Here is a 23373-nt window from a genome sequence, read left to right on the forward strand (position 1 = left end):
GCTGCCGTGCGGTGTTCACGCGCCGATGGTCGACGCGTCGATGACGAACCGGTAGCGGACGTCGGAGTTCTCGACGCGCTCGTAGGCCTCGTTGACCTTGTCGGCCGGGATCGTCTCGATCTCCGCGCCGATGCCGTGCTCCGCGCAGAAGTCCAGCATCTCCTGGGTCTCGGCGATGCCGCCGATCATCGAGCCGGCCAGCACCTTGTTGCCGCCCAGCAGCGAGAAGGCGTTGTAGTTCAGCGGCTCGCCCGGCGCGCCGACGTTCACCATCGCGCCGCCGACCTTCAGCAGGCCGAGGTAGCTGTCGATCGGCAGCTTGGCCGACACGGTGTTGAGGATGACGTCGAACTTCCCGCGCAGGACGTCGAACGTGGCTTCGTCGCTGGTCGCGTAGTAGTCGGTGGCGCCCAGCTTGAGGCCGTCCTCCTGCTTCTTGAGGCTCTGGCTCAGCACGGTCACCTCGGCACCCATGGCGGCGGCGATCTTGACACCCATGTGGCCGAGCCCGCCGAGGCCGATCACGGCGACCTTCTTGCCGGGGCCGGCGCCCCAGTGGTGCAGCGGCGAGTAGGTGGTGATGCCGGCGCACAGCAGCGGCGCGGCGATGTCGAGGCTGATGCCCTCCGGGATGCGGCAGACGAAGGCGTCCTTCACGACGATCTGGTTGCTGTAGCCGCCGTAGGTGTTCTCGCCGTCGAAGCCGACGCCGTTGTACGTCTGGACGTTGCCCTTGACGCAGAACTGCTCGGTGCCGGCCAGGCAGTACTCGCACTCGCCGCAGGAGTCGACCATGCAGCCGACGCCGACGCGGTCGCCGACCTGGTACTTCGTGACATCGGAGCCGACCGCGGCGACGACGCCGGCGATCTCGTGGCCCGGAACCATCGGGAAGATCGCCTGGCCCCAGTCCTCCTTGGCCTGGTGGATGTCGCTGTGGCAGATACCGGCGTAGGCGATGTCGATCAGCACGTCGTCCGGACGCAGGTCACGGCGCTCGATCGTGGTCGGCGCCAGCGGCGCGCCCGGCGCCGGAGCGGCGATGGCGTGCGTGGTGGTGCTCATGGAACCCTCCAACTTCAAGTACCGTTGCCTCGTAAGAGGCCTCTTACATGGTCTACGTAAGAGCCCTCTTACGTATTTCGAACGAGAGATGTGATCCAGGTCATGGGCGGCAAGTACCACCACGGCGACCTCCGCGGCGAGCTCGTGCGCGTATCCCTGGATTTGATCGCGGAGCAGGGTCTGGCCGGCTTCTCGGTCGCGGAGGTAGCGCGCCGCGCGAAGGTCAGCCCCGGCGCGCCCTACCGGCACTTCCCGACGCGGGAGAGCCTGCTGGCGGAGGTCGCGGCGAACATCGCGTGCCAGCTGGCCGAGCGCGTCGCTTCGGCGGCGAGCGAGCACGACGATCCGGTGGACGCCCTGGCCGCGGCGGCGGGCGCGTACACGCGCTACCTGATCGAGCGCCGGGCCGGGATGAACGTGATCTACGCGGAGGGCCTGCACGGCCCGGAGCACCTCGGGCTACACGAGCAAACCCGGCGGTTGACGGACGAGTTCCTGCTGCGCTGCCTGCAGGTGGCGCCGGACCCGGCGACGGCGCTGGAGCTGATGGAGCAGCTGTTCACCCAGGCCCACGGCTACGGCACGTTCCAGCTGGACGGCGTCTTCGTGAAGCACGGCTATTCGGTGGACTTGGTGGTGAAGAAGTCCACGGAAGCGGCGCGCGCCACGATCGCGGGCCGCACGGCCAGCGGATACTGAACCCATGCTGTGCGTCTTCGACGTCAACGAGACCCTGCTCGACCTCGCCGCCATGGACCCCCTGATCGGCGGCCCCGAGCTGCGGCGCGAGTGGTTCGGCCTCGCCATCCACACCGTCCTGACCGTCACGGCCACCGGTGGCTACCAGGACTTCGCGGGCATCGCGGGCGCGGCCGCCGTCGAAACAGCCGCCCGGCACGGCCACCAAATCGACCTCGCCGAGGTCGCCGCGGGGCTGCGGTCGATGCCCGCCCACCCGGACGCCCACGAAGGCCTCGCCAAGCTGCGCGAACAGGGACACACCCTCGTCGCCCTGACGAACTCGCCGCTCGCCACCGCCGAAGCCCAGCTGCAGAACGCCGGGCTCGCGCCGCTGCTCGACCGGATCTTCTCCGCCGAGCAGGTCGGCCGGCTCAAGCCCGCGCCCGAGCCGTACCGGCAGGTCCTCGCCGCCTACCCCGACCACAAAGCGGTCATGATCGCCGCGCACGACTGGGACATCGCGGGCGCCCAGGCCGCGGGGCTCGAGACGGCGTTGCTCGCCCGTCCCGGTGTCCACCCGCTGCCCGGCTCGCCCGCGCCCACCTACACCGCGTCGACCTTGCCGGAGCTGGCCGAACTGCTTTAGAGCCGGACCAGCATCTTGCCGGTGTTCGCCCCGGACAGCAGGCCGAGGAACGCCTCCGGCGCGTTGCGGATGCCGTCGACGAACGTCTCCGAGTACTTGATCTCACCGGACTTCACCAGCGGCGCGATCTCGGTGACGAACTGCTGCTGCAGGCCCCAGTGGTCGAGCACCAGCAGGCCGCGGATGGTGAGCCGCTTGGCGATGATCTGCGCGAGGTTGCGCGGCGCCGGCGTCGCCTCGGTCGCGTTGTACTGGGAAATCATGCCGCAGACGGCGATCCGGCCGTGCACGTTGATCGAGTTGATGGCCGCTTCGAGGTGCTCGCCACCGACGTTGTCGAAGTAGACGTCGATGCCCTCCGGCGCCGCCTCGGCCAGCTGCGAAGCGACCGGGCCGTCCTTGTAGTTGAAGGCCGCGTCGAAGCCCAGGTCGTCGATCAGGTGACGCACCTTCTCCGCCGAACCCGCCGAGCCGATGACGCGCTTGGCGCCCTTCAGCTTCGCGAGCTGCCCGACGAGCGAGCCGACCGCGCCGGCCGCGCCCGAGACGAACACCGTGTCGCCCGGCTTGAACTCCGCCGACTCCAGCAGGCCCGCGTACGCGGTCAGGCCCGGCATGCCGAGCACGCCGAGGTACGTCGACAGCGGCGCGGCGGACGCGTCGACCTTGACGAACCGCTTCGCGTCGAGCACGGCGTGCGTGCGCCACCCGGCCTGGTGCAGGACGTGGTCGCCCGGCGCAACACCGTCCACATGCGACTCGACGACCTCGCCGACCGCCCCGCCGGACATGACCTCGCCGACCTCGAACGGCGGCGCGTAGGACTTCACGTCCCGCATGCGGCCGCGCATGGCCGGGTCGACGCTCATGATCAGGTTGCGCACCAGGATCTGGCCCTCGCCCGCGGTGGGGATCTCGGTCTCCACGACGTCGAAGTTGTCGTGCGTCGGGACGCCGTGCGGGCGGGAAGCCAGCCTGATTTCGGTCGCTGCGGTCACCGTCGAACTCCTCAAGTCGGTCGAAGCGGGGCAAGCGCCCCGGATTCCACCGGGTAGAACCGGCTAACCGGGGCGCACATTCCGTCTGTGAGCCGTCACACGATCTCGGCGAGCTTCCCGAGAACGCCGTCGTAGATCTTCTTCAAGCCACCGGGCGCGAAGGTCTTCTCGAAGAAGCCGCCGATCCCCCCGGCACCGTCCCACGAAGTCTCGATCTTCACCACGCTGCGCTCACCCGCTTCGGTGACCGTCCAGGTGGTGACCATGCTGGAGTTCGCGTCGGTCTCGACGAGCGTTCCCGGCCGCGGCTCGCTGACGGTCGCGGCCACGTCCCGCACCCGCTTGGACGTCGCCTGCAGCTTCCAGCTCGCCTTGGTCCCGGCACCGACCCCGCCCTCGGTCACCTGGTAGTCGCGGTAGTGCTCGGTGAGCAGCTTCGGGCGCGTTTCGGCGTAGTCGGCGACGAGCGCGCGGACCTTGTCGGCCGGGGCGTCGATGGTGCGCTCCGCGGTGGCCGTGACCTTTCCCATTTCACTCCTTTGCCCGGGGGTACCGATCGTGCCCACAGTAGGCTGACGGCCATGACCGCCACCCCACGGCGCCGGTCGACGGTCGAGGTCAAGGAGTCGCTGCGAGAGCTGCGCAACCAGCTCTCCCTCCTCAACCACCAGGTCAGCGCCCACCTCTCGCTCAAGGACGTCGACCTGGACTGCCTGGAGCTGATCGCCCGCCACGGCCCGCTGAGCCCGAGCGCGGTCGCCCGCCGGGCGGGGCTGCACCCGGCGACGATGACCGGCATCCTCGACCGCTTGCAGAAGGGCGGCTGGATCGTCCGCGAACGCGACCCGGAGGCGGCCGACCGCCGGGCGGTCGCGGTCCGCGCGGTCCGCGGCCGCAACGGCGAGCTGTTCCGCCTCTACGCGGGCATGAACACGGCGATGGACGAGCTGTGCGCGGACTACAGCGAGGAGGAACTGGCGTTGATCGCCGGGTTCCTGCGGCGCGCGACGTCGGCCGGTCACACGGCGACCGGCGACCTGGCCAACAGCTGACCAGCGGTTTCTGTGCTGTACTCCGGGGCATGTGGCAGTCAGGCGACGCGTACGAGGCCTACATCGGACGGTGGAGCCGCCGGATCGCGGAGACGTTCGTCCGGCGGCTCGGCGTCCCGGCGAGCCGCCGCTGGCTCGACGTCGGCTGCGGCACGGGCGCGCTGACGTCGGCGGTCCTGACGGCGGCCGACCCGGCGGAGGTGACCGGCGTCGACCCGTCGGAAGGCTTCCTGGAGACGGCCCGCGCGACCGTGCCGGACCCGCGGGCGACGTTCACGCCGGCTGACGCGCGCGAGCTGCCGTTCCCCGACGACCGCTTCGACGTGACGGTTTCGGGGCTGGTGCTCAACTTCGTCCCGGACCCGGCCGCCGCGGCGACGGAGATCGCCCGGGTAACCGTCCCAGGTGGACTAGCGGCGGCGTACCTGTGGGACCTCGCCGAGGGGATGGAGCTGATCCGCCTCTTCTGGGACGCGGCGGCCGAGCTGGACCCGGCAGCCGCGGAACTCCACGAAGGGCGCCAGTTCCCGCTGTGCCGCCCGGAACCCTTCGGTCGCTTGTGGACAGAGGCGGGCCTGAACGCGGTAGCGGTAAGCGAGATCAAGATCCCGACGGTGTTCCGGGACTTCGACGACTACTGGACGCCGTTCCTCGGCGCCCAGGGCCCGGCCCCGGCGTACCTCGCCACCCTCCGCGAGGCACGCCGGAACCAGATCCGTGAACTCCTGCGCAGCCGCCTGCCGACCGACCCGGACGGCTCGATCCCGCTTTCGGCCCGAGCCTGGGTCGTGCGCGGGACTGCTTAGAGACCGGCCTGCGCCAGCCAGTCCTTCGCGACGTCGGCGGCCTTCTCGCCGTCGGAGTCGACGCGCTTGTTCAGGTCGCGCATGACATCGGTCGTCAGCTTCGCGCTCACGGCGTTGACCGCGGTCGCGAAGTCGGCGCCGCGCTCGTCGAGCACCTTCTTGTTCACCGCCGGCACGACGTTCTCCGTCGGGACGATGTTCAGATCGTCCTTGAGCACGGTGTAGTTCGAGTCGCCGGTCAGCGGGCTGACCGAGTCGACCGGGATCACCGTGACGGCGCCCGACTTCAGCTGCTCGACCCGCGGCCCGGCTTCCTGGATCGTCTGGAAGGTCGCGTTCGTCAGCTTGTAGACGTCCTTGAAGCCCTGGAAGCACGGCAGCCGCTTCTCGCACTCCGGCGGGCCCGCCATGACGACCTTGTCCAGCTTCTTCAGGTCGCTGATCGACGCGATGCCCTTTTCCTTGGCCAGGTCGGACTTGATGATGTAGGTGTTCTTGTCCTCGGCCGGCGCGAAGTTCAGCAGGCCAACACCGCTGGGCTCGAACAGCTTGGCCAGCTGCTCGTGCTCTTCCTGTGCGGTCTTGCCCGCCTCCTTGCCGAAGCCGGTGGTGATCGCCGCGCCCTGGTACTCGGGGATGAACTGCAGCTCACCGGACTTCAGCGACGGGTAGATCAGCTCCCGCGAACCGAGGTTCAGCTTGCGCGTCACCGGATAGCCCTTGGCTTCGAGGGCCTGGGCGTAGATCTCGGCGAGGATCTGGCTGTCGGTGAAGTTGAAGGACGCGACGACGATCGGCGCGCCACCCTTGCTCTGCGCGGCGGGCTTGTCACCGCTGTCGCTGCCACCCCCACAGGCGGCCAAACCGAGCGTCGCCGCGACGGCCACCGCCACCACGGACGCGTTCCGGAACCAGCGCACGAATCCCCACTCCCTCGTCACTCGAACAGACGAAAGGACCCTAGCGCCGCCCACCGACAGGCGCCCACATATTGGGAGAAAAGCACTCGAATTCCCAGACTTCGGAATAAGCCCAGTCCGATCGGGGTAAGGTCGCCAGGTGCACGTGACCCCGCTGGCCGCCGACAGCGGACCCCCGATCTTCCAATGGAGATGGGTGGACCGCAACGCGGACGACATCGTCCAGCGCCTCGGCGAACACATCTCCCTGACCGCCGCCGCGCTCGGCGTCGGGCTGGTCGTCTCGATCGCGCTCGCGGTGCTCTCGCTGCGGTACCGCTGGTCGTACGGCGTCATCCTGAGCGCGGCCGGCGCGCTGTACGTCATCCCGAGCCTGGGCGCGTTCGCCGTGCTGGTGCCGTTCTTCGGACTGACGTTCCTCACCGCGATGATCCCGCTCGCGACGTACACGCTGCTGATCCTGGTCCGCAACATCGTCACCGGCGTCGACCAGGTGCCGAACGAAGTGCGCGAAGCCGCGGTCGGCATGGGCTACACGCGCGGCCGGCTGCTCTGGCAGATCGAGCTGCCGCTCGCGCTGCCGGTGGTGATCGCCGGGCTGCGCGTCGCCGCGGTGACGACGATCGGCCTGGTCACGGTCACGTCGATGCTCGGCCTCGGCGGCCTGGGCTACTTCATCCGCGCGGGCATCCAGACGGCGACGCCCAACCCGACCGAGATCATCGTCGGCGTGGTGCTGTCGGTGGTGCTGGCGGTGGTCGTGGACCTCCTGCTGTGGTTCAGCGAGCGCCTGCTGGCGCCGTGGACGCGGAAGGTGCGGGCGCGATGAGCTTCCTCGACCAGCTGAACGCGTGGCTCGCGGACCCGAACCGCTGGAGCTGGACGGACAAGGCCGGCGTCCCGTACCGGACCGTCGAACACCTCCGGTTTTCCCTGCTGGCGCTGGTGATCGCGGCCGTGCTGACGATCCCGGCGGCGTTGTGGCTCGCCCACTACCGCAAGGGCGCGTTCCTCGCGAGCAGCGCGGTGAACATCGGCCGGGCGATCCCGAGCTTCGGCCTGATCATCCTGTTCTGGTTCCTGGCCAGCCGCTGGGAGTTCGACACGACGTTCTGGCCGCTGCTGCTCGCGCTCGTCGCGCTGGCGATGCCGCCGCTGTTCACGAACACGTACGCGGGCGTGGTGTCCCTGGAGCAGGAGACCGTCGACGCCGCCCGCGGCACGGGCTACCGCGAGTGGCAGATCATGCTCCGGCTCGAGCTGCCGCTGGCGTCCCCGGTGATCCTGGCGGGCGCGCGGGTGTCGTTCCTCCAGCTGATCGCGACGGTCGCGATCGGCGCGATCGTCAACGACGGCGGCGGCCTGGGCCGCTACATCGTCGACGGCTTCGCGCTCGGCGCGTCGGGCTACGGCGAGATCTTCGCGGGCGGCGTGGCCGCGGTCGTCCTCGCGCTGGTGTGCGACGGCGCCTTCGCGCTCATCACCCGTTTGGCCACACCCCGAGGTCTGGCGCTGCAAAACGCCCGCCGCGAATCGTAGGAATCTCACCCTGCGCAGTCGCGCCCTACGATCCGTGCATGGACCGGCCGAAGCCCAACGCCCGCAAGCGCCTGCTCGCGAACAAGCTCCGACGCCTGCGTGAGGACGCCGGCCTGACGCAGGTCGAGGCCGGCGAGCCCATGCGGTTCAACAAGAACAAGATGAGCCGGATCGAGCTGGGTCACTTGCCGGATTACAACGGCTTTTTGGCGTTGCTCGATCGCTACGGCGTGATCGTCTCGGACTACGAGGAGTGGGTCAGCCAGTACGACCGCGCCTGGGAGAAGGGCTGGTGGCACGCCTACGGCATCGACGGCCGGGGATACGTTTCCCTGGAAGCCGACGCCGACGAGGTTCGCACGTACCAGCTCGGACTCATTCCGGGGTTGCTGCAGACCGAAGCCTGGATGCGAGCGGCTTTCGCCGGTGCGCGTGACCCGTTGACCGGCCGCCGTCTGGAGAATGCCGTCGCCGTCCGCCTGCGCCGCCAGACCCGCCTCACCGACGACCCGCCGCTGCAGCTGCACGCGATCATCGACGAGTCCGCGCTCCGGCGTCCGGACCTGCTTCCGGACGAGCAGTGTGCGCAGCTCGAGCACATCATCGACTGCGCGGAGCTGCCGAACGTCACGGTGCAGGTTGTGCCGATCTACCACGGCCTCCATCCCGGCCGCGATGGCAGCTTCACCGTCCTCAGCTACCCGCGGCTCGCCGAGCCCGACATCGCCTACCTCGAGCACGGCTTCGGTTCGCTTCAGTTCGAGAAAGCCAAGGATGTCAACGCTGCTAGGCTGGTGTTCCGTCATCTCGCCGATCTCGCGTACGACGAGCCGGACTCGATCCGGCTGATCCGGCAGGTGATCGCCGAAACCTGACAGGAGGCGACCAACCGTGCCCAACCTCCACTGGCGCAAAAGTACTTACAGTGTTGGCGGAAACGAGGCGGATTGCGTCGAGGTCGCCGTCGCGGTTGACATGGTCATGGTCCGCGACTCGAAGGCACCGGCGTCCGGCACGCTGACCGTGTCCGCCGAAACCTGGCGCCACATCGGGGAAATCACCCGCTGAACGACCGGCAGGCAGCGGCCAGCCGTTCGATCTCCGGCCCCAACGGACGATCCTCGTCCAGCGGCGGCACGACCGACCGCACCCACTCGTAAGCCGCGCCCAAAGCCGGAACGCCGTCCGACGCCAGGTACCGCGCCTGCGACCCGGTGACCAGCTCGCACGCCGTGATCGCGAAGAGGTGCGTCGCAGCCGCCCGCAGTTGCTCCCCTGCCGCCCACGCAAACGCTTGCACGTCCTCCTGACCAGCCGACGTGTCAATCGAGCCGAGCGTCGCGGGCGTCGCGAGCCGCCGCAACGCGTGCAGTTCCCCGACGGCCCGCTTGTGCAGCGGCACCAACCCCGCCCGCGGCCCGGGATCGGCCGTGAGCTGCGGCGGGAGCCCGCTGAACCGCTCGTCGAGCAGGCGGTGCATGCGCTGCACCGAAATCTCGCCGAGGTGGACCAGCGCCGCCGTCACGGCGTCCATGCGCAGGCCGAGGTCGATCGCGTGGTACGCCGTCCCCGGGAGGAACTCTCCCTCGACGAACGACGGCGAGTCCCCCGGCATCGTCCCCCAGCGCCGCCGGGCGTCGGCGAGTTCGTCGTTGACGCGGGACGCGTGGGCCAGCGCCCGCGGCGCGACCCGCACCGACAGCGGCGCCTGCACGACCCCGGCGCGCACCGGACCCGCGCCGACCATCCCGGTCAGGGCCTGCAGCAGCCGCCGCAGGTGGTCGTCGCCACCCGCCATGACCGGCGAAAACACCTCGCGCGGTGCGCCGAGGACGTCGATCGCCATCGCCTCGGTGAGCGTCTGGAGCTGGATGAGCTGCCGCGCTTCGGCCCAGCCGCGCTGCGCGTGCACCACGGCCAGCGGAGACCCCTGAAGCAGCGACGCGCCTTCCTTGGGCCCCAACACATACGGCTCGGCACCGCGCTTCGCCAGCGCCTCTGCCGCGGGGGTCTCGACGCCGTCTTCGAGGACCGTGCCGATGCCGAGGAACGTCTGGAAGGCGTGGGACAGCGGGATGATCTCGCCCGAGCTGCCGAGCCCGCCGCGCGGGACGGCGGGAGTGAATCCGTCGTTGAGGCGGTCGACGAGGAACTGCACGAGTTCCGCGCTCACCCCGGACCACGGCTGCAGGAAGTCGCGCAGCCGCGTGACGAGCAGCGCGCGGACGTCCTCGGGTGGGAGCCACGGCGGACCGCCGACCGCGCGTCCGATGAGCAGGTTGCGTTGGTGTTCGGCCTGCTGCCGTTCGTCGAGCGCGACGCCCGCGAGGCGGCCCATCCCGGTGTTGACGCCGTAGACCGGGGCATCTCCGCCGAGGGCCGTCAAGAGCGCTTCCCGGCGCTCCTGCAGCGCTGTGACCAGCGCTTTGTCCAGAATCAACCGTTCACTGTCGGCGAACTCGCTTCCGTCGATGATCATCGGTACGGCAGCATTGTTCCGACGCCGGAAGCCTCGGCACGGGCGAGGATCATGTTCGCCACCGCCAAGTCCGTTGTGGACAGTCCGCGGTGCCAGAACAGGATCCGCTCGGCGTCGTGCTCGCGGCCCGGCTTCTTCCCGGCCACGACGTCGCCGATCTCGGCGTGGACCCCGTCCGCGGTGAGGAGGCCGGCGTTGAGCTGCGGGCGCAGGGCGCCGAACCGCGGGTTGCCGGACTGCGATTCGCGCCAGTCGTCGACGACGACCTTGTCGACGTCGTCGAGCAGCGTGAGCTCCAGCGCGCTGATCGTGCCGTAGGGCACCAGGAAGGTGCCCGGCCGGAGGAACTCGCGCCGCACCAGCGGTTCGGGTTCGACCAGCCGGGAGGCCTCGACCTGGATGTCCGCACCGTCCAGGGTCTCCTCGGCCGTGGCGCAGACGCGGACGTCCTTGCCGAGCCGTTCGGAGAGCCGGCGGCCGAAGTCCTCGCGGGACTCCGGGCGCTTGCTGGTCACGCGGATTTCGGCGAAGTCGAACAACGAGTCGAGGAGGACGACGTTCCACCACGCGGTGCCGCGAGCGCCGATGTGGCCGAGCACCCGGGAGTCCGGGCGGGCGAGGTACTTCGCGCCGACGGCGGTCATCGCGCCGGTGCGGGCCTCGGTGATCATCGTGCCGTCGACGATGGCCCGCGGCATGCCCGTGTCCGGGTCGAGCAGCAGGATCAACGCCATTTCCGAAGGGAGGCCCCGTTCGAAGTTCCCCACGAAGTCACCGACGACCTTCACGCCGCTGACCTGCTTCGCGGACAGGTGGCCGCGAAGGATGTTGAAGTGGCCCTTGCCACCGTTGTCGGGCACGAGGTGCGTGCGCGGCTCGAAGACGACCTGGCCGCGGCCGTGGTCGGCGAGCACGTCCTCGACCGCGCCGACGATGTCGGCTTCGGTGACGCCGAGCGAGTCGATGTCGGCACCGGTGAGGTACCGGAGCCAGACGGACGTCACTTGGCGAGGTCCGCGATGACTTCGGCGCCGGGCAGCGAGGCGAGCGCGGCGCCGGAGATCAGCAGCTTGCTGCCGCGGATCCCGCTGCCGATGACGAGCTCGGGCGCGTCCGCGACCCGCTGGTCGACGAGGATCGGCCAGTCGGCGGGCAGGCCGACGGGCGTGATGCCGCCGTACTCCATGCCGGTGAGGGAGACGGCCTCGTCCATCGGCGCGAAGGAGGCCTTGCGCACGTCGAGGCGGCGCTTGATCACGCCGTTGACGTCGGCGCGGGTGGTCGCGAGCACGAGCGCGGCCGCGAACCGGACTTCGCCGCCGCGCTTCCCGGCGACGACGACGCAGTTCGCGGACGCTTCGAGCGGCGAACCGTAGGTCTCGCAGAAGGCGGCGGTGTCGGCCAGCGCGGGGTCGATCTCGGCGACGCCGACGGCATCCGGTTCGCCGAGCGCGGCGAGTGCCTTGGCAACGGGCTCGGCGAGCAGGTCGGTACGAGTGGGGGCGGGAACGACGTCGAGGCTCCCGGCGATGGTCCAGGTCACGACCCCATTAAACAGCGCGGTCCGCCGGCGCGCCGCTGAGCTGCGATGCCATGACGACCCGTTCATGACGCCCGGCGCGGTGAACGACTCGTTCATGACGTTTCGCGGGGTGCGATGGTCGGCCGCAACCGGCTCCCGCCGGCCACCATCCAGGGTCGCGAATGTCGCATTGCGGACCTCGGACGCCGCGAATGAGTCTTTCGCGACCTCGTCGGGGCCCGAAGGGAGGCGGGGCGGGAACGCCATGAACGACCCGTTCATGACGCCCGGCGCGGTGAACGCCTCGTTCATGACGTTTCGCGGGGTGCGATGGTCGGCCGCAACCGGCTCCCGCCGGCCACCATCCAGGGTCGCGAAAGTCGCATTGCAGACCTCGGGCGTCCCGAATGAGTCATTCGCGACCTCGCCGGGACGGGAACTACCAGCTCTGGCCGCCGCGCTGGACCTCGATCAGCTTCGGCCGGACGTCCACTATGTAGACCAGGGCCGCGGCCATCGCCGGCACGTAGAAGATCATCCCGGGACCCATCACGGGGAACAGCACCATGGCGAGCGTCGCGCCACCGGTGATGAGCATCCACACGGGCTTCGTCTTGCGGTCCGCCGCGGAATAGGCGTCGGCACGCTGAAGCAGCGCGTGCACGAAGGCGAAGAGCCCGACCAGCGCGCTGCCCCAGTGGATGACTTCGAGGATCCAGATGGCAACCAGCACAGCGACAGCTTACGGCAAACCGCCCGAACGACCCCGGCCCCGCCACCGGGGTCCGGTGGCGGGGCCGAAGGGTTCACGGCGTCTTTACTTGTCGGTCTTCGGCGCGGCCGGCTTCTTCGCGGCGGCGCTGGTGGTGGTGCCGCCGGTGGTGCGACGGGCCGGGGCGGCCGTCTTCGGGGCCGTCTTGTTGGCGACCTTGCGGCTCGCCGAGCGGGTCTCGTGGGCGACGTCGTCACCCAGCTCCTCGATGGCGTCCGCAGCGTCGCCGGCGACCTCGGTCACCTTGCGGGCGGTCTTCTCGCCGGCCGAGCGGGTGCGCTTGGTGAAGGTGCCCAGCACGCCGTCGACGCGCTCGCGGACCTCGCTGGTGACGCCCTCGACCTGGCCCTGCGCGGTGGCGACGGCCTCCTCGAGCTGCTCGATGGCCTTCTTGACCTGCGGCTGCGCGGAGAACTTGTCCCACGCCTGCTCACCCGACTCGGCCAGCTTGTTGTACAGCTTGAGCGCGGCCTCGGTGTACTCGTCGATGACCTTGCGCAGCTCGGCCGGGTCCAGCTTCTCGCGGAGGCTCTCGACGTCGGTCGGCAGCTCCTGCAGGTTCTTGCGGGCCGCCTCGCCGCTCTTGGTCACGTTCTCCTTGGCCTTCGCCACGGCGTCGGTGACGGCGTGGGTGGCCAGGTTGCCGGCGCCGAGGGCGGCGAGCAGCGGGGTGCGGACCTGGTCGAGGGCGGTGTTGACGGCCTTCTTGACGTCTTCGGTGGTCTTGGGGGTGGTCATGCTGACTCCTTGGTGTCTGCGGCTGGTTCGGTGTCGGCGGTGGGAGAAGGCTCGGCGGCCGGCCGTGCCGCGGCGTTCTCCCGGCGGAAGGACTCGTAGACGTCGAGCAGGACCTGCTTCTGCCGTTCGGTCAGCTCGGCGTCGGCGCGGATCGCGTCGCCCACCGGCCCACCCGTCGGCAGGTCGAGGATCCCGGCCTGCACGTACAGCGCTTCCGCCGAAATGCGCAGGCCCTTGGCGATCTGCTGCAGGATCTCCGCGCTGGGCTTGCGGACCCCGCGCTCGATCTGGCTCAGGTACGGGTTGGACACGCCGGCGAGCTTCGACAGCTGGCGCAACGAGATCTTCGCGGTGTTGCGCTGCTGGCGGATGTACTCGCCGATGTCGGAAGCGATGTCCGCGACCTTCTCCATGGGACTTCCGGATCCTGGTGTCCCACCGGTTTCTGCCATCCGGTCACCTCCTCGCGACACCATCGACGGTACGCGCGAGTGCTAGCTATTGCAAGCACTCTGCTTGCAACCATCGGGTGTGACGCTCACCGCTAACGTGGGCGTATGACGCGCTCGGCCCGGCTGCGGCGGCGGCTCGTCGAGCACCTGCTCGACGAGGACGTCCTGCACGCTCCCGAATGGATTTCCGCTTTCCGCGCGGTGCCGCGCCACGTCTTCCTGCCGCGGTTCTTCGCGCCGGCGGGCGGGCTGTGGGCGGCGGTCGACCGGGACGACCCGGGCTGGCTGGAGACCGTCTACTCGCGGGACGTGCTGGTCACGCAGCTGGACGACGACCCGGAGCGCTGGGAGCTCGCCCGCCGCACCGGGCCGGTGCCCGGGACGCCGACGAGCTCGTCGAGCATGCCGTCGATCATGGCGATCATGCTCGAGGAGCTGCGGGTGCGCGACGGCCAGCGCGTGCTCGAGATCGGCACCGGCACCGGCTACAACGCCGCCCTGCTGAGCCACCGCTGCGGCGCCGGCCAGGTGTCCACAGTGGACATCGACCCGGTGATCGTCGGCGAAGCGCGCGAGCGGCTGGCGCAGGCGGGCTACCACCCGGCGTGCGCGGTGGGCGACGGCGCGCTCGGCTTCCCGGCCGGCACGGTGTTCGACCGGGTGCTGTGCACGGCGTCGGTGTCCTCGATCCCGCCCGCGTGGCTCTCGCAGACGGTGCCGGGCGGGCTGGTCGTGACGACGCTGAACCGGCCGATCGGTGCCGGGCTGGTCCGGCTCGTCGTCGGCGAGGACGGCACCGGGCAGGGTCACGTCCTCGCGCGCGACGGCCGTTTCATGCCGCTTCGCGCGCATCGGCTGCCCGAGGCCGACCGGCTGCCGATGCCGTCGCGCGACGACTGGACGCAGACGCGGCTGCCGATGTCGACCGTCCTGCAGCCCCGCAAGCAGTTCGAGTTCTTCGCCGGGCTGGCCTTGCCCGGCGCGCGGCCGGTGCGCGACGCCGCGGACGACAGCGTCTCGCTCACCCACCCGGACGGCTCGTGGGTCCGCCACCGCAAACGCGGCGGCGCGGACGAGGTGGCCCAGGGCGGCCCGCGGGAGCTGTGGGAACTCGTCGAAGCGGCTTACGTCGAGTGGTGCGAGCTGGGCAAGCCGGATCGCGACCGTTTCGGCGTGACGGTCACCGAAGAGCGCCAGGAGTTCTGGCTCGACGAGCCGGACGGCCGCACCTGGCCCCTCGCCTGAAGCGGCACTTTCACGTGAAAGTGCCGCTTCAAGGCAACCGGGCGCGGATCCACTTCTCGACGTGGTCGGCCGTGGCCTCCGTCGAGGCGTCCGTGGTGTCGAAGAGGTCGACGCCCAGCTCTTCCGCGGACTTCTGGAGCCAGTCGTTGAACTCCAGCATCTCCTCGATCCGCGGCTCGTCCCACTCGCGCCACGCCGGGCGCGCGCGCAGGCGGCGGCCCAGCGACTCCGGCGTGCTGACCAGCGCCAGGTAGTGGATGTCGCTGAAGAACGCGCGTTCCGGCAGCGGCTCGAACTCCGGGGGCGCGACCGTGCCGCACAGCACGACCGGGCGGCCGTTCTGGTGCAGCACCGCCGCCATCCGCAGCCACACCGCGCGGAACGCCGTGACGTCGTCGCGCAGGGCGTCGACCCAGAGGACGTCCTGTTCCAGCACGACGACGTCGCCGCCCAGGCGGTCGGCCAGCAGCGGGCCCATCGTCGACTTCCCGGCCCCGCTCGGGCCGGTCAGCGCGAACAGCGGCAGCTTGCGGAACGGCCACTCGTGCCCGCACTTTCGGCACGAAAGTTCGGCGCCTGCGACGATCGGGCGGTCGGCCCGATCGCCGCAGGACGGGCAGATCCGCAGGTCGAGACCCACCTCAGTCGAAGAGGTTCTCGAGGAAGCCGCGCTTGCGGTGGCCGTGGCCGTACGGCCTCGGCGAATCCGAATACCCGCGGTGCGGCCGCGGCGAGTCCCCGTACCCGCCGCCGCGGTACGCCTTGGGCGAGTCCGAGTAGCCGCCGCGGTAGGGCCGCGGCGAGTCGGAATGCCCTCGGTAGGGCGGGGGCTGTTGGCCGTAGAAGGAGCTCTCCGCACCGGCGATCGCTTCGAGCTCACCGCGGTCCAGGAAGATCCCGCGGCAGCCCTCGCACTGCTCGATGTGGACGCCGTTCTTGTCCACGGTCCGCATCTGGTTCTGACACTTCGGACAAATCACACATGCGAGCCTACGCACAAATCGGTCAGCAGGCGCAGAGGCAGAACGGATGGCCCACCGGATCGGCGTAGACGCGGAAGGTCTTCGGGCCGTCGTCCAGCAGTTTCGCGCCCAGGCCGAGCACGCGCTCGTGCGCCGCTTCCAGGTCCGTGACGTTCAGGTCCAGGTGCAGCTGCTGCGGGTTCTCCGCGGACGGCCACGACGGCGGCCGGTAGTCGGGCACCCGCTGGAACGCGATCCCCGCACCGCCGGCCGGGTTGGCCAGGGTCGCCCAGTGTCCGTCGTCGGAGACCTCGGGCTCGTCCCACTCCAGCACGGCCCGGTAGAACCCGGCCAGCGCCACCGGGTCCGGGCAGTCGAGGGCCACCACACCCAGCGTCGGTACCGCACCCATCGTCGCTCCCTTCGATCGTGAGTAACCAGTCATCGGAGTATGAGGGTTAGCGCACGCGGGGGCAACCACCGGCCGCCGTACACTGGGCCGGTGCACACCGACGCCTCCCTCGTCGTGGAGTTCCTCAACACGGTCAACGTCGAAGAGGGCACTGACCTGCTCGAAGATCCCGGGCAGTGGCACGAGTGGGCGGCGGGGCGGTCGCTGACGGCGAACCCGGTGGCCGAGGCCCGCGCGGCACGGGACGCGTTGCGCGCGGCGATCGGCGACCCGCGGCTGCCGGCGGGAAGCCTCGACGTGGGCACGCGGATCTCCCTCACGGACGCCGGCCCGGCCCTGGTGGCGGACGACGTCGTGGGCGCGGTGTTCGCGGCATGCGCGCGGTGTGTGGTGCGCGGCGACTGGATCCGGTTGAAGATCTGCCCGGCGGACACGTGCCTGTGGGCGTTCTACGACGAGTCCCGCAACCGGTCGCGGACGTGGTGCTCGATGCGGGTGTGCGGCAACCGCGAGAAGGCCCGCGGCTGGCGAGCCCGGGCGGCGGAGACCGCGGCCGGCTGAATCCTGCGGCTGGGGCACTCATCCGAGCGGCGGACCCCCGAAGGGCTGTGGACAACCCGGCCCCGAGCCCCCACATATCCACGCCCCCACCACCGAGACCCCCACACGTTGTGGACACCCGTTAGGCCATCACCGTGAAAACCTGTGGATAACCCCGGGGATAACTCAGCTTCCTGTGGACAACTCGTTTAGAGCTCCCTCAGCTGTGGTATACGACTCGGCCGTCAGAACAGCAGCTCCGCCACGGCGTAGATGACCAGCCCGGCCAGCGCACCCACGACCGTGCCGTTGATGCGGATGAACTGCAGGTCACGCCCCACCTGGAGCTCGATCTTCCGCGACGTCTCCTCGGCGTCCCAGCGCTCGACCGTGTCCGTGATGATCGTCGTGATCTCGCGCGAGTAGTTCTTCACCAGGTACGCCGCCGCGCCCTCGACCCAGCCGTCGGCCTTCGACCGCAGCTGGTCGTCCGACACCAACCGCGTCCCCAGGGACGTCAGCCCCAGCCGAACTCGGCGGCGTAGCTCGCTCGACGGGTCCTCCGCCGCCGTCAGCAGCATCTCCTTCGCCGTGCTCCACGCCGAGCCGATCAGGCGCTGGACCTCCTCGTGGTGCACGATCTGGCCCTTCACCTGCTCCGCCCGCGCCATCACGTCCGGGTCGGTCTGCAGGTCCTGGGCGAACTCGCCGAGGAACTTGTCCAGCGCCAGCCGCATCGGGTGGTTGACGTCCGTCTTCACCGCCCACGCGAACGACAGGACCTCGCCGTAGACCTTGTCCGCGAGCATCTCGTCGACGAACTTCGGCGACCAGCTCGGCGCCCGGTCGGACACCACGCGCAGCATCGTCGTGTGGTTGTCGCGGACCCACTCGTACGCGCGGTCGCACATCAGGTCCACGAGCTTGTGGTGGGCGCCGTCGGCGAAGACGCCCTGGAGGATCTTGCCCAGCGGCGGGCCCCACGGCTTGTCGATGATCCGCCGCGCGACCGCCTGCTCCATGATCGCCTGGACGTCTTCGTCCCGAAGGACGCGAACGGCCGCCCGGACCACCGTGGCCAGCTCGGACGTCACGCGCTCGGCGTTCTCCTCCTGGGCCAGCCACGCGCCGAGCCGCCGCGCGATCTCGACGCGCTTGAGCTTGTCGCGCACGACCTCCTCGGACAGGAAGTTCGACCCGACGAAGTCGCCGAGGCTGTTGCCCAGCGCGTCCTTCTTGTTCGGGATGATCGCCGTGTGCGGGATCTTCAGGCCGAGCGGGTGCCGGAACAGCGCGGTGACGGCGAACCAGTCGGCCAGCGCGCCGACCATGCCGGCCTCGGCGGCGGCGCGCACGTAGCCGACCCAGCCCGGCCAGCCGGCCGACTGCGCCCAGCTGGTCAGCAGGAACACGACGGTGGCGCCGAGCAGGAACGACAGCGCGACCAGCTTCATCTTGCGCAGCGCGCGCCGCTTTTCCTCTTCGCCGGCGGCGCCGCCCGGCGGATCGGCGGGCGTCACCTTGGCGGGGGTCAGTTGCTCCACCTCACCATTGTCCGTGAGGATGCTTGATCGTGCGCGAACCTGCTCTCGTCCCCCGCCTCCGGCCGTTCACCTCGACCATCTTCGCCGAGATGACCGCGCTGGCCGTCAAGCACGACGCCGTCAACCTCGGCCAGGGCTTCCCGGACACCGACGGCCCGGGCGGCATGCTCGACGCGGCCAAGAACGCGCTGTTCGGCGGCGCGAACCAGTACCCGCCCGGCCCCGGACGCCCTGAGCTGCGGGCGGCGATCGCGCGGCACCGGCTGCGCTACGGCACCGAGTACGACCCGGACACGGAGATCCTCGTCACCGCGGGCGCGACCGAGGCCATCGCGGCCGCGTTGCTGGCGCTGACCGAGCCCGGCGACGAGGTCATCGTCATCGAGCCCTACTACGACTCCTACGCGGCCGCGGTCGCGATGGCGGGCGCCGAGCGGCGGGTCGTCGGGCTCGTCGAGGGCCCGGACGGCCGGTTCGGGCTCGACGTCGACGGCCTGCGCGCCGCCGTCACGCCGCGGACCAGGGCGATCCTGGTCAACTCGCCGCACAACCCGACCGGCACCGTGTTCACCCGCGCCGAGCTGGAGGCGCTGGCCGCGCTGTGCGTCGAGCACGACCTGATCGCGATCTGCGACGAGGTCTACGAGCACCTGGTGTTCGACGGCAACGAGCACATCCCGCTGGTCACGCTGCCCGGGATGCGGCCGCGGACGGTCAGCATCTCCAGCGCCGGGAAGACGTTCAACTGCACCGGCTGGAAGATCGGCTGGGTCTGCTCGACACCGGAGCTGGTCGCGGCGGTGAAGGCGGCGAAGCAGTTCATGACGTTCGTGTCCGGCGGGCCGCTGCAGCCGGCCGTCGCGCACGCGCTCGACCACGAGCTGCCCTGGGTCGACGGCCTGCGCGCGTCGCTGCAGGAGAAGCGCGACCGGCTCTCGGCCGGGCTCGCCGACGCCGGGTTCACCGTGCGGCCGACGGCGGGCACGTACTTCGTCTGCGTCGACGTGCGGCCGCTGGGCTTCACCGACGCCGCCGACCTGGCGTGGGAGCTGCCGGGCCGCGTCGGCGTCGCCGCGGTGCCCGTGAAGGTGTTCACCGATCACCCGGACGAGTGGAAACACCTGCTGCGTTTCGCGTTCTGCAAGCGCAACGAGGTCATCGACGAGGGCGTCACCCGATTGCGCAAACTGGTCTGACGACCGCGATCCGGCTCGGTGGCGGCGTTCGGCTCCGCGGAGCCGGTCGCGCGGAGCGGGCGTCGCGAGCGGCCGTCACGCTCCGGAGCCGCGGGCGCACAGCTCGGCGGTCGGTTGGTCACGGACCGCAGGCGGAATCGGTGGGTCCCGTCCCACCTGCCGGACCCATTTCGAGCAAGCGGCCAAAAATTCCTTCACGACCACGAACCGCGGTCGAACGGACACCGCTCGCGACCGGGATTCCCGAAACATCAGGTCAACGCTCAAATGTGCAAGTTGCAGCACTCGTCCGAATGGCGGCAGAGAAACCCCCGAACGGCACTGAGAGTGATCAACTCGTCGGCCGTAGTTGCCTTGGCAGGCCAGGCCGTTCCGCCTTGTGGGCTGGATCGAACGCGGGAGAGATGAAAGACTCCCCGAGCGGTGCTAGAACGAATGCAGCCCCGGGGGAACTGCGACCTGGCCGGATAAAGACCCCAGCAAGAACGGTCTCGAGCGCGAAGCGTTGGAGCCACAGGCGCGGACGGTGGTGGTGGCGGTGAGCAGCACGGCGAACGCACGCCGCAGCGCTCCCGCGCAGCCTGCGCTCACAGCGGGTAAGCCCGCTCCGGGTGGAGCCCGCCCGGCGGCACGTCCCCTTTCCGCAGGTCAGGCCCACCGCACCACCGACTCGCTTCCCTCCCGCGGATCCCTTCGCGCGCGCGGTCGCACGCCGCGCCCCTGGGCCGCCGCGCTGCAGCGGCCCGCCGCCAAGATCCTCGTTGCCGGGGGCCTGACCCTCGCCGGCTGGCTGCTCACCGGAGCGCTTTCCGGCAGCACCGCGGCCGCCGCCGAGACCACCGGCTGCCCGCACGCCACCGCGTCCACTGTGGAGCACGGCGGCCTGCCGCACGGCCACCACCGCAAGAGCCACCGCGAAACCGACGGCTGCGCGCAGCAGCCGGCCGGCACCGCGAAGACCGACACGAGCGAGTCCGACGAAACCGCGGCCGACTCGTCGAAGACCGAGTCCGTCCCGGCGCAGTCCACGAAGGACACCCAGACCACCGAAGAGCCGGCCACCAAGGCGACCTCGTCCGGCGGTCTGCTCAACGGCCTCGTCGACACCGTCACGTCGGCGACCAAGCCGGTCACGAAGACCACTTCGTCCTCCGGCAACGGCGGCCTGCTCGGCGGGCTCGTCGGCGGCGTCGTCAACGTGGTCGGCGGCACGCTGAACACGGTCACCACCACCCTCTCCGGCACGCTGGACACCGTCAGCACGCTGACGAACACGCTGTCCCACACCGTCCTCGCGCCGCTCACGCAGCCGCCCGCGGACAACCCGGACGCGCCCGTCCTGCTCCCGCTCGACGACGTCCTGAACCCGATCCTCGGCGGCAGCTCGAACTCCGGCGGCGTCACGGTCACCTTGCCCGTCGTCACCACCGACACCGCCGCCACCGAGCCGGCCGCCGCCGCCGTCGTCGAGACGACTGCGCCCACCGGCACCACGGCGACGACGACGCAGCAGACGTCCCGCGTCGCGGTCGTGCACCTCGTCGAGCGGCAGAACACGCTGCCCGCCAAGCAGGAGCAGCCGCGTGACTCCGGCGTCCACGCGCGCAACGGCGGCGGCGACACCACCCCGGGCCTGCCCGGCGGCACCAGCGCCCCGAGCGCGCCGGCCCCGACCGCGGCCCCCGGCCACGACGGCCCGGGCGGCGCCCGCCACGCGTTCGCCGTCCACACCGACGACGTCACCACCACCCAGCTGAAGCTCATCGGTGCCAGCCGCGACCACGAGGTCGACGGCGCCGGCAGGGAAGCCGCCCTGCCCACCACCTCCCCCGACTGACCCCGAACCGGGCAGCCGGGGAGAACTGCGTCCAAAACAAGATCATCTCGACGCACGCGCGCGCCGCTGAGGCGTGACGTTTCCCCTGCTCCAGTACGAAATTCGTGACTCTTTCACGTCTCGTGACGCGCCAGCGCGTCCGACGTACTCAAGGGGCGAAAACCCATGCCAAACCACAGTCTTTCCGACCGGCCGACCGCGCCCGGCCGGGTCGGATCCCGGTCCCGGCGTCGCGCTGCCCCCGCGGCGCCGGGACCCACACCGGACGTGCTCCAGGAGTCTTCGCTCACCGCGCCGAGCGGGGATTCGTCTTTCGGAGAGCACGTCTGAGCCGCCGGCTTCCCGGCACGTCGAGGGGCTGTGCCGGGAAGCCGCGGCACCCGTGGACGGGGTCACGCCCGGAAGTGGGAGTGTGGAACAACGAACCGGTGCGCTGGATGCACATGAACGCCGCCCATCCCTGGGAGCAGGCTCGCATCCAGCGCACCGGTTCGTTCTATGCGATGGGTGCGTCCAGCGAAGCCGGGGTGCCGCGGACGGACGCCTCCGCCGCGCTCAGCCGCCGGACCGCTTCCTCGATCCGGTCCGGCGGCAGCGAAAACGGCAGCCGGATCCAGCGCTCCAGCCCGCCGTGGACGCCGAAGCGCGAGCCCGGCGCGACCTGGACGCCGTGGCTCGCCGCCGCCACCGCCAGCCGTGAGCTCACCGGCTCCGGCATCCGGCACCACAGCGACAGGCCGCCTTTCGGCAGCGTGAACGTCCAGTCCGGCAGGTACCGGTGCACCGCGCCGGCCAGCGCGTCGCGGTAGCCGCGCAGCTCCGCGCGACGGCGGCCCAGCGCGGCGTCGTCGTCCAGCAGCTCGCCGAGGACGATCTGCTCGAACACCGGTGAGCCCAGGTCGACCGCGTACCGCGCCGAAACCAGGCGGCCGAGCAGGTCCTCCGACGCGCGGATCCAGCCGAGCCGCAGCCCGCCCCAGTGCGTCTTCGACGCCGAGCCGACGCAGATCGCCAGGTCGCCGGCGAACGCGGCCAGCGGCGGCGGCCCGGTCAGCGGGTCGCCTTCGAGGTCGAGCTCGACGAGCGTCTCGTCCACCACGACCGGCGTCCGGGCGCGGGCCAGCACGGTGCCGAGCCGGGCGCGGCCTTCGGCGTCCAGGCGCAGGCCGGTCGGGTTCTGGAAGTCGACGACGAGGTAGGCGAACCGCGGGGACGCCTGGCGCAGCGCCGCGTCGACGCCCGCGATGTCCCAGCCGCGGTCGCCGCTCGGGTCGAGCGCGACCGGCAGCGGGATCGCGTGCGCGGCCCGGATCGCCTCCAGCGCGTTCGGGTAGGTCGGCTGCTCGACGAGCACGCGGTCGCCGGGGCCGGCGAGCATCCGCAGGACCAGGACGAACGCGTGGTGCGCGCCGTTGGTGACCATGACCTGCGCGGGGGTCGTCGGCAGCCCGCGTTCGGTGTAGCGGCGCGCGATCTTCTCGCGCAGGCCGAACAGGCCGCGTTCCTGGTAGCCGTGGTCGCCGAGGTGGTCGGCGAGCCGGACGCGGGCCGCGTCGACGGCCGCGGCCGTGCCCGGGATCGCGGGCGAGGAGGCGTGGGTGAAGTCGATCGAGCCGGCGCCCGCCGGGGCGAGCGGGCCGCGCCGACGGCGTCCGGGCGCGGCGATCCACGAGCCCGCGCCCCGCCGGCTGGCGACGAACCCGCTTTCCCGCAACCGGTCCAGGGCCGCGCCGATCAGCGTCCGGCTGACGCCGAGCGCGTCGGCCAGCTCGCGCTCGGCGGGCAGCCGGGTGCCGAGCGGGAGCTGGCCGTCCAGCACCTGCAGCTCGATGGCCGCGGCGAGATCGGCCGCGCCCTGCCGGTTGCCCTGCCGCCACGAGCCCAGCATGACGGCCAATCGGGGCCCGGAGATGCGTCCACCCAGTGGGACTGCGGCTTCCATAAGGCCAATATCCTGGAATTGGCTA

At 70.7% G+C, this 23373-nt stretch carries 27 protein-coding genes; 12 read left to right on the forward strand and 15 right to left on the reverse strand.

Features of this window, described 5'->3' with window-relative positions; translation table 11 throughout:
* Positions 1-15 precede the first annotated feature (15 nt).
* Entirely contained in the window at positions 16-1065 is a 1050-nt protein-coding gene (locus tag ACIQWX_RS03285; protein ID WP_400864855.1) for an NAD(P)-dependent alcohol dehydrogenase, read from the reverse strand.
* Positions 1066-1155: 90 nt separating this feature from the next.
* On the opposite strand from ACIQWX_RS03285, the gene ACIQWX_RS03290 reads away from it, so the two are divergent.
* Together ACIQWX_RS03290 and ACIQWX_RS03295 are read left to right on the forward strand one after the other, a co-directional pair.
* Positions 1156-1764: a TetR/AcrR family transcriptional regulator gene (locus ACIQWX_RS03290; RefSeq protein ID WP_400864858.1), complete on the forward strand. Its 609-nt coding sequence runs from the start codon at positions 1156-1158 to the stop codon at positions 1762-1764.
* A 4-nt stretch (positions 1765-1768) separates the two neighbouring features.
* Entirely contained in the window at positions 1769-2392 is a 624-nt protein-coding gene (locus ACIQWX_RS03295; RefSeq protein ID WP_400864861.1) for a haloacid dehalogenase type II, read from the forward strand.
* Here ACIQWX_RS03295 and ACIQWX_RS03300 read toward each other — a convergent pair.
* Positions 2389-3390, reverse strand: a complete 1002-nt coding sequence (locus tag ACIQWX_RS03300) for an NADP-dependent oxidoreductase (RefSeq protein WP_400864864.1) — start codon at positions 3388-3390, stop codon at positions 2389-2391. The two genes, ACIQWX_RS03295 and ACIQWX_RS03300, sit on opposite strands and share 4 nt — an antisense overlap.
* Positions 3391-3485: 95 nt before the next feature.
* The gene (locus tag ACIQWX_RS03305) at positions 3486-3920 is read right to left on the reverse strand and encodes an SRPBCC family protein (protein WP_400864867.1); all 435 of its coding nucleotides are present in this window, start codon (positions 3918-3920) and stop codon (positions 3486-3488) included.
* Positions 3921-3971: 51 nt separating this feature from the next.
* Between ACIQWX_RS03305 and ACIQWX_RS03310 the strand changes: the two genes are divergently transcribed.
* Both ACIQWX_RS03310 and ACIQWX_RS03315 read left to right on the forward strand, forming a co-directional pair.
* Positions 3972-4442, forward strand: coding sequence for a MarR family transcriptional regulator (locus ACIQWX_RS03310; RefSeq protein WP_400864870.1), 471 nt, complete (start codon positions 3972-3974; stop codon positions 4440-4442).
* A 29-nt stretch (positions 4443-4471) separates the two neighbouring features.
* Positions 4472-5248, forward strand: coding sequence for a class I SAM-dependent methyltransferase (locus ACIQWX_RS03315; RefSeq protein WP_400864872.1), 777 nt, complete (start codon positions 4472-4474; stop codon positions 5246-5248).
* Here the strand turns inward: ACIQWX_RS03315 and ACIQWX_RS03320 are convergent.
* Entirely contained in the window at positions 5245-6168 is a 924-nt protein-coding gene (locus tag ACIQWX_RS03320; protein WP_400864875.1) for an ABC transporter substrate-binding protein, read from the reverse strand. The genes ACIQWX_RS03315 and ACIQWX_RS03320 overlap by 4 nt on opposite strands.
* 139 nt (positions 6169-6307) lie before the next feature.
* Here ACIQWX_RS03320 and ACIQWX_RS03325 point away from each other — a divergent pair, with 139 nt between their 5' ends.
* From ACIQWX_RS03325 to ACIQWX_RS03340, 4 genes are read left to right on the forward strand one after another with little or no spacing between them, the layout of a single operon-like run.
* On the forward strand, positions 6308-6997 hold the full coding sequence (locus ACIQWX_RS03325) for an ABC transporter permease (protein ID WP_400864878.1): 690 nt from the start codon (positions 6308-6310) through the stop codon (positions 6995-6997).
* On the forward strand, positions 6994-7707 hold the full coding sequence (locus ACIQWX_RS03330; protein WP_400864881.1) for an ABC transporter permease: 714 nt from the start codon (positions 6994-6996) through the stop codon (positions 7705-7707). The genes ACIQWX_RS03325 and ACIQWX_RS03330 overlap by 4 nt, the downstream gene beginning before the upstream one ends.
* Before the next feature lie 38 nt (positions 7708-7745).
* Positions 7746-8582 carry a helix-turn-helix domain-containing protein gene (locus tag ACIQWX_RS03335; RefSeq protein WP_400864884.1) on the forward strand — a complete coding sequence of 279 codons (837 nt, stop codon included), beginning with the start codon at positions 7746-7748 and terminating at the stop codon, positions 8580-8582.
* Positions 8583-8598: 16 nt separating this feature from the next.
* Positions 8599-8775, forward strand: a complete 177-nt coding sequence (locus ACIQWX_RS03340; RefSeq protein WP_400864887.1) for a DUF397 domain-containing protein — start codon at positions 8599-8601, stop codon at positions 8773-8775.
* On the opposite strand, the gene ACIQWX_RS03345 is transcribed toward ACIQWX_RS03340, so the two are convergent.
* The 6 genes from ACIQWX_RS03345 to ACIQWX_RS03370 form a co-directional block, all read right to left on the reverse strand.
* Entirely contained in the window at positions 8765-10186 is a 1422-nt protein-coding gene (locus ACIQWX_RS03345; protein WP_400864890.1) for an aromatic amino acid lyase, read from the reverse strand. The genes ACIQWX_RS03340 and ACIQWX_RS03345 overlap by 11 nt on opposite strands.
* Positions 10183-11190 carry an ornithine cyclodeaminase family protein gene (locus tag ACIQWX_RS03350; protein ID WP_400864893.1) on the reverse strand — a complete coding sequence of 336 codons (1008 nt, stop codon included), beginning with the start codon at positions 11188-11190 and terminating at the stop codon, positions 10183-10185. The genes ACIQWX_RS03345 and ACIQWX_RS03350 overlap by 4 nt, the downstream gene beginning before the upstream one ends.
* Positions 11187-11729 carry a YbaK/EbsC family protein gene (locus ACIQWX_RS03355; RefSeq protein ID WP_400864896.1) on the reverse strand — a complete coding sequence of 181 codons (543 nt, stop codon included), beginning with the start codon at positions 11727-11729 and terminating at the stop codon, positions 11187-11189. Before ACIQWX_RS03355 ends, ACIQWX_RS03350 begins: the two co-directional genes overlap by 4 nt.
* A 418-nt stretch (positions 11730-12147) precedes the next feature.
* Positions 12148-12441: a DUF2516 family protein gene (locus ACIQWX_RS03360; protein WP_086675688.1), complete on the reverse strand. Its 294-nt coding sequence runs from the start codon at positions 12439-12441 to the stop codon at positions 12148-12150.
* Positions 12442-12525: 84 nt separating this feature from the next.
* Positions 12526-13218: a hypothetical protein gene (locus ACIQWX_RS03365; protein WP_400864899.1), complete on the reverse strand. Its 693-nt coding sequence runs from the start codon at positions 13216-13218 to the stop codon at positions 12526-12528.
* Complete coding sequence (locus tag ACIQWX_RS03370) at positions 13215-13631, reverse strand: helix-turn-helix domain-containing protein (protein WP_372671538.1); 417 nt, start codon at positions 13629-13631, stop codon at positions 13215-13217. The genes ACIQWX_RS03365 and ACIQWX_RS03370 overlap by 4 nt, the downstream gene beginning before the upstream one ends.
* 144 nt (positions 13632-13775) lie before the next feature.
* Here ACIQWX_RS03370 and ACIQWX_RS03375 point away from each other — a divergent pair, with 144 nt between their 5' ends.
* A complete protein-coding gene (locus tag ACIQWX_RS03375) occupies positions 13776-14915 on the forward strand; it encodes a methyltransferase domain-containing protein (RefSeq protein WP_400864902.1) in 1140 nt (379 codons plus the stop codon).
* A gap of 28 nt (positions 14916-14943) precedes the next feature.
* On the opposite strand, the gene ACIQWX_RS03380 is transcribed toward ACIQWX_RS03375, so the two are convergent.
* Genes ACIQWX_RS03380 through ACIQWX_RS03390 form a run of 3 tightly spaced genes read right to left on the reverse strand, consistent with a single transcriptional unit; the run spans position 14944 to position 16289 of the window.
* Positions 14944-15555 (reverse strand): nucleoside kinase, encoded by a 612-nt coding sequence (locus ACIQWX_RS03380; protein WP_400864905.1) that lies wholly within the window; start codon positions 15553-15555, stop codon positions 14944-14946.
* Between the two features lies 1 nt (position 15556).
* Positions 15557-15913: a zf-TFIIB domain-containing protein gene (locus ACIQWX_RS03385; RefSeq protein ID WP_400864908.1), complete on the reverse strand. Its 357-nt coding sequence runs from the start codon at positions 15911-15913 to the stop codon at positions 15557-15559.
* Between the two features lie 7 nt (positions 15914-15920).
* On the reverse strand, positions 15921-16289 hold the full coding sequence (locus tag ACIQWX_RS03390; RefSeq protein WP_400864911.1) for a VOC family protein: 369 nt from the start codon (positions 16287-16289) through the stop codon (positions 15921-15923).
* Between the two features lie 90 nt (positions 16290-16379).
* Here ACIQWX_RS03390 and ACIQWX_RS03395 point away from each other — a divergent pair, with 90 nt between their 5' ends.
* Positions 16380-16850: a CGNR zinc finger domain-containing protein gene (locus ACIQWX_RS03395; protein ID WP_400864914.1), complete on the forward strand. Its 471-nt coding sequence runs from the start codon at positions 16380-16382 to the stop codon at positions 16848-16850.
* 224 nt (positions 16851-17074) lie between these two features.
* Here ACIQWX_RS03395 and ACIQWX_RS03400 read toward each other — a convergent pair whose 3' ends face one another.
* Entirely contained in the window at positions 17075-18373 is a 1299-nt protein-coding gene (locus ACIQWX_RS03400) for a DUF445 domain-containing protein (protein ID WP_400864917.1), read from the reverse strand.
* A gap of 29 nt (positions 18374-18402) precedes the next feature.
* Here ACIQWX_RS03400 and ACIQWX_RS03405 point away from each other — a divergent pair, with 29 nt between their 5' ends.
* On the forward strand, positions 18403-19569 hold the full coding sequence (locus tag ACIQWX_RS03405) for a pyridoxal phosphate-dependent aminotransferase (protein ID WP_400864920.1): 1167 nt from the start codon (positions 18403-18405) through the stop codon (positions 19567-19569).
* Between the two features lie 538 nt (positions 19570-20107).
* Positions 20108-21406 (forward strand): hypothetical protein, encoded by a 1299-nt coding sequence (locus tag ACIQWX_RS03410; RefSeq protein WP_400864923.1) that lies wholly within the window; start codon positions 20108-20110, stop codon positions 21404-21406.
* A 496-nt stretch (positions 21407-21902) separates the two neighbouring features.
* Here the strand turns inward: ACIQWX_RS03410 and ACIQWX_RS03415 are convergent, their stop codons facing one another.
* Positions 21903-23348 carry a PLP-dependent aminotransferase family protein gene (locus ACIQWX_RS03415; protein WP_400864926.1) on the reverse strand — a complete coding sequence of 482 codons (1446 nt, stop codon included), beginning with the start codon at positions 23346-23348 and terminating at the stop codon, positions 21903-21905.
* Between the last annotated feature and the right edge of the window lie 25 nt (positions 23349-23373).

Origin of the sequence: Amycolatopsis sp. NPDC098790 (assembly GCF_044759945.1) — a bacterium.
GTDB lineage: Bacteria > Actinomycetota > Actinomycetes > Mycobacteriales > Pseudonocardiaceae > Amycolatopsis.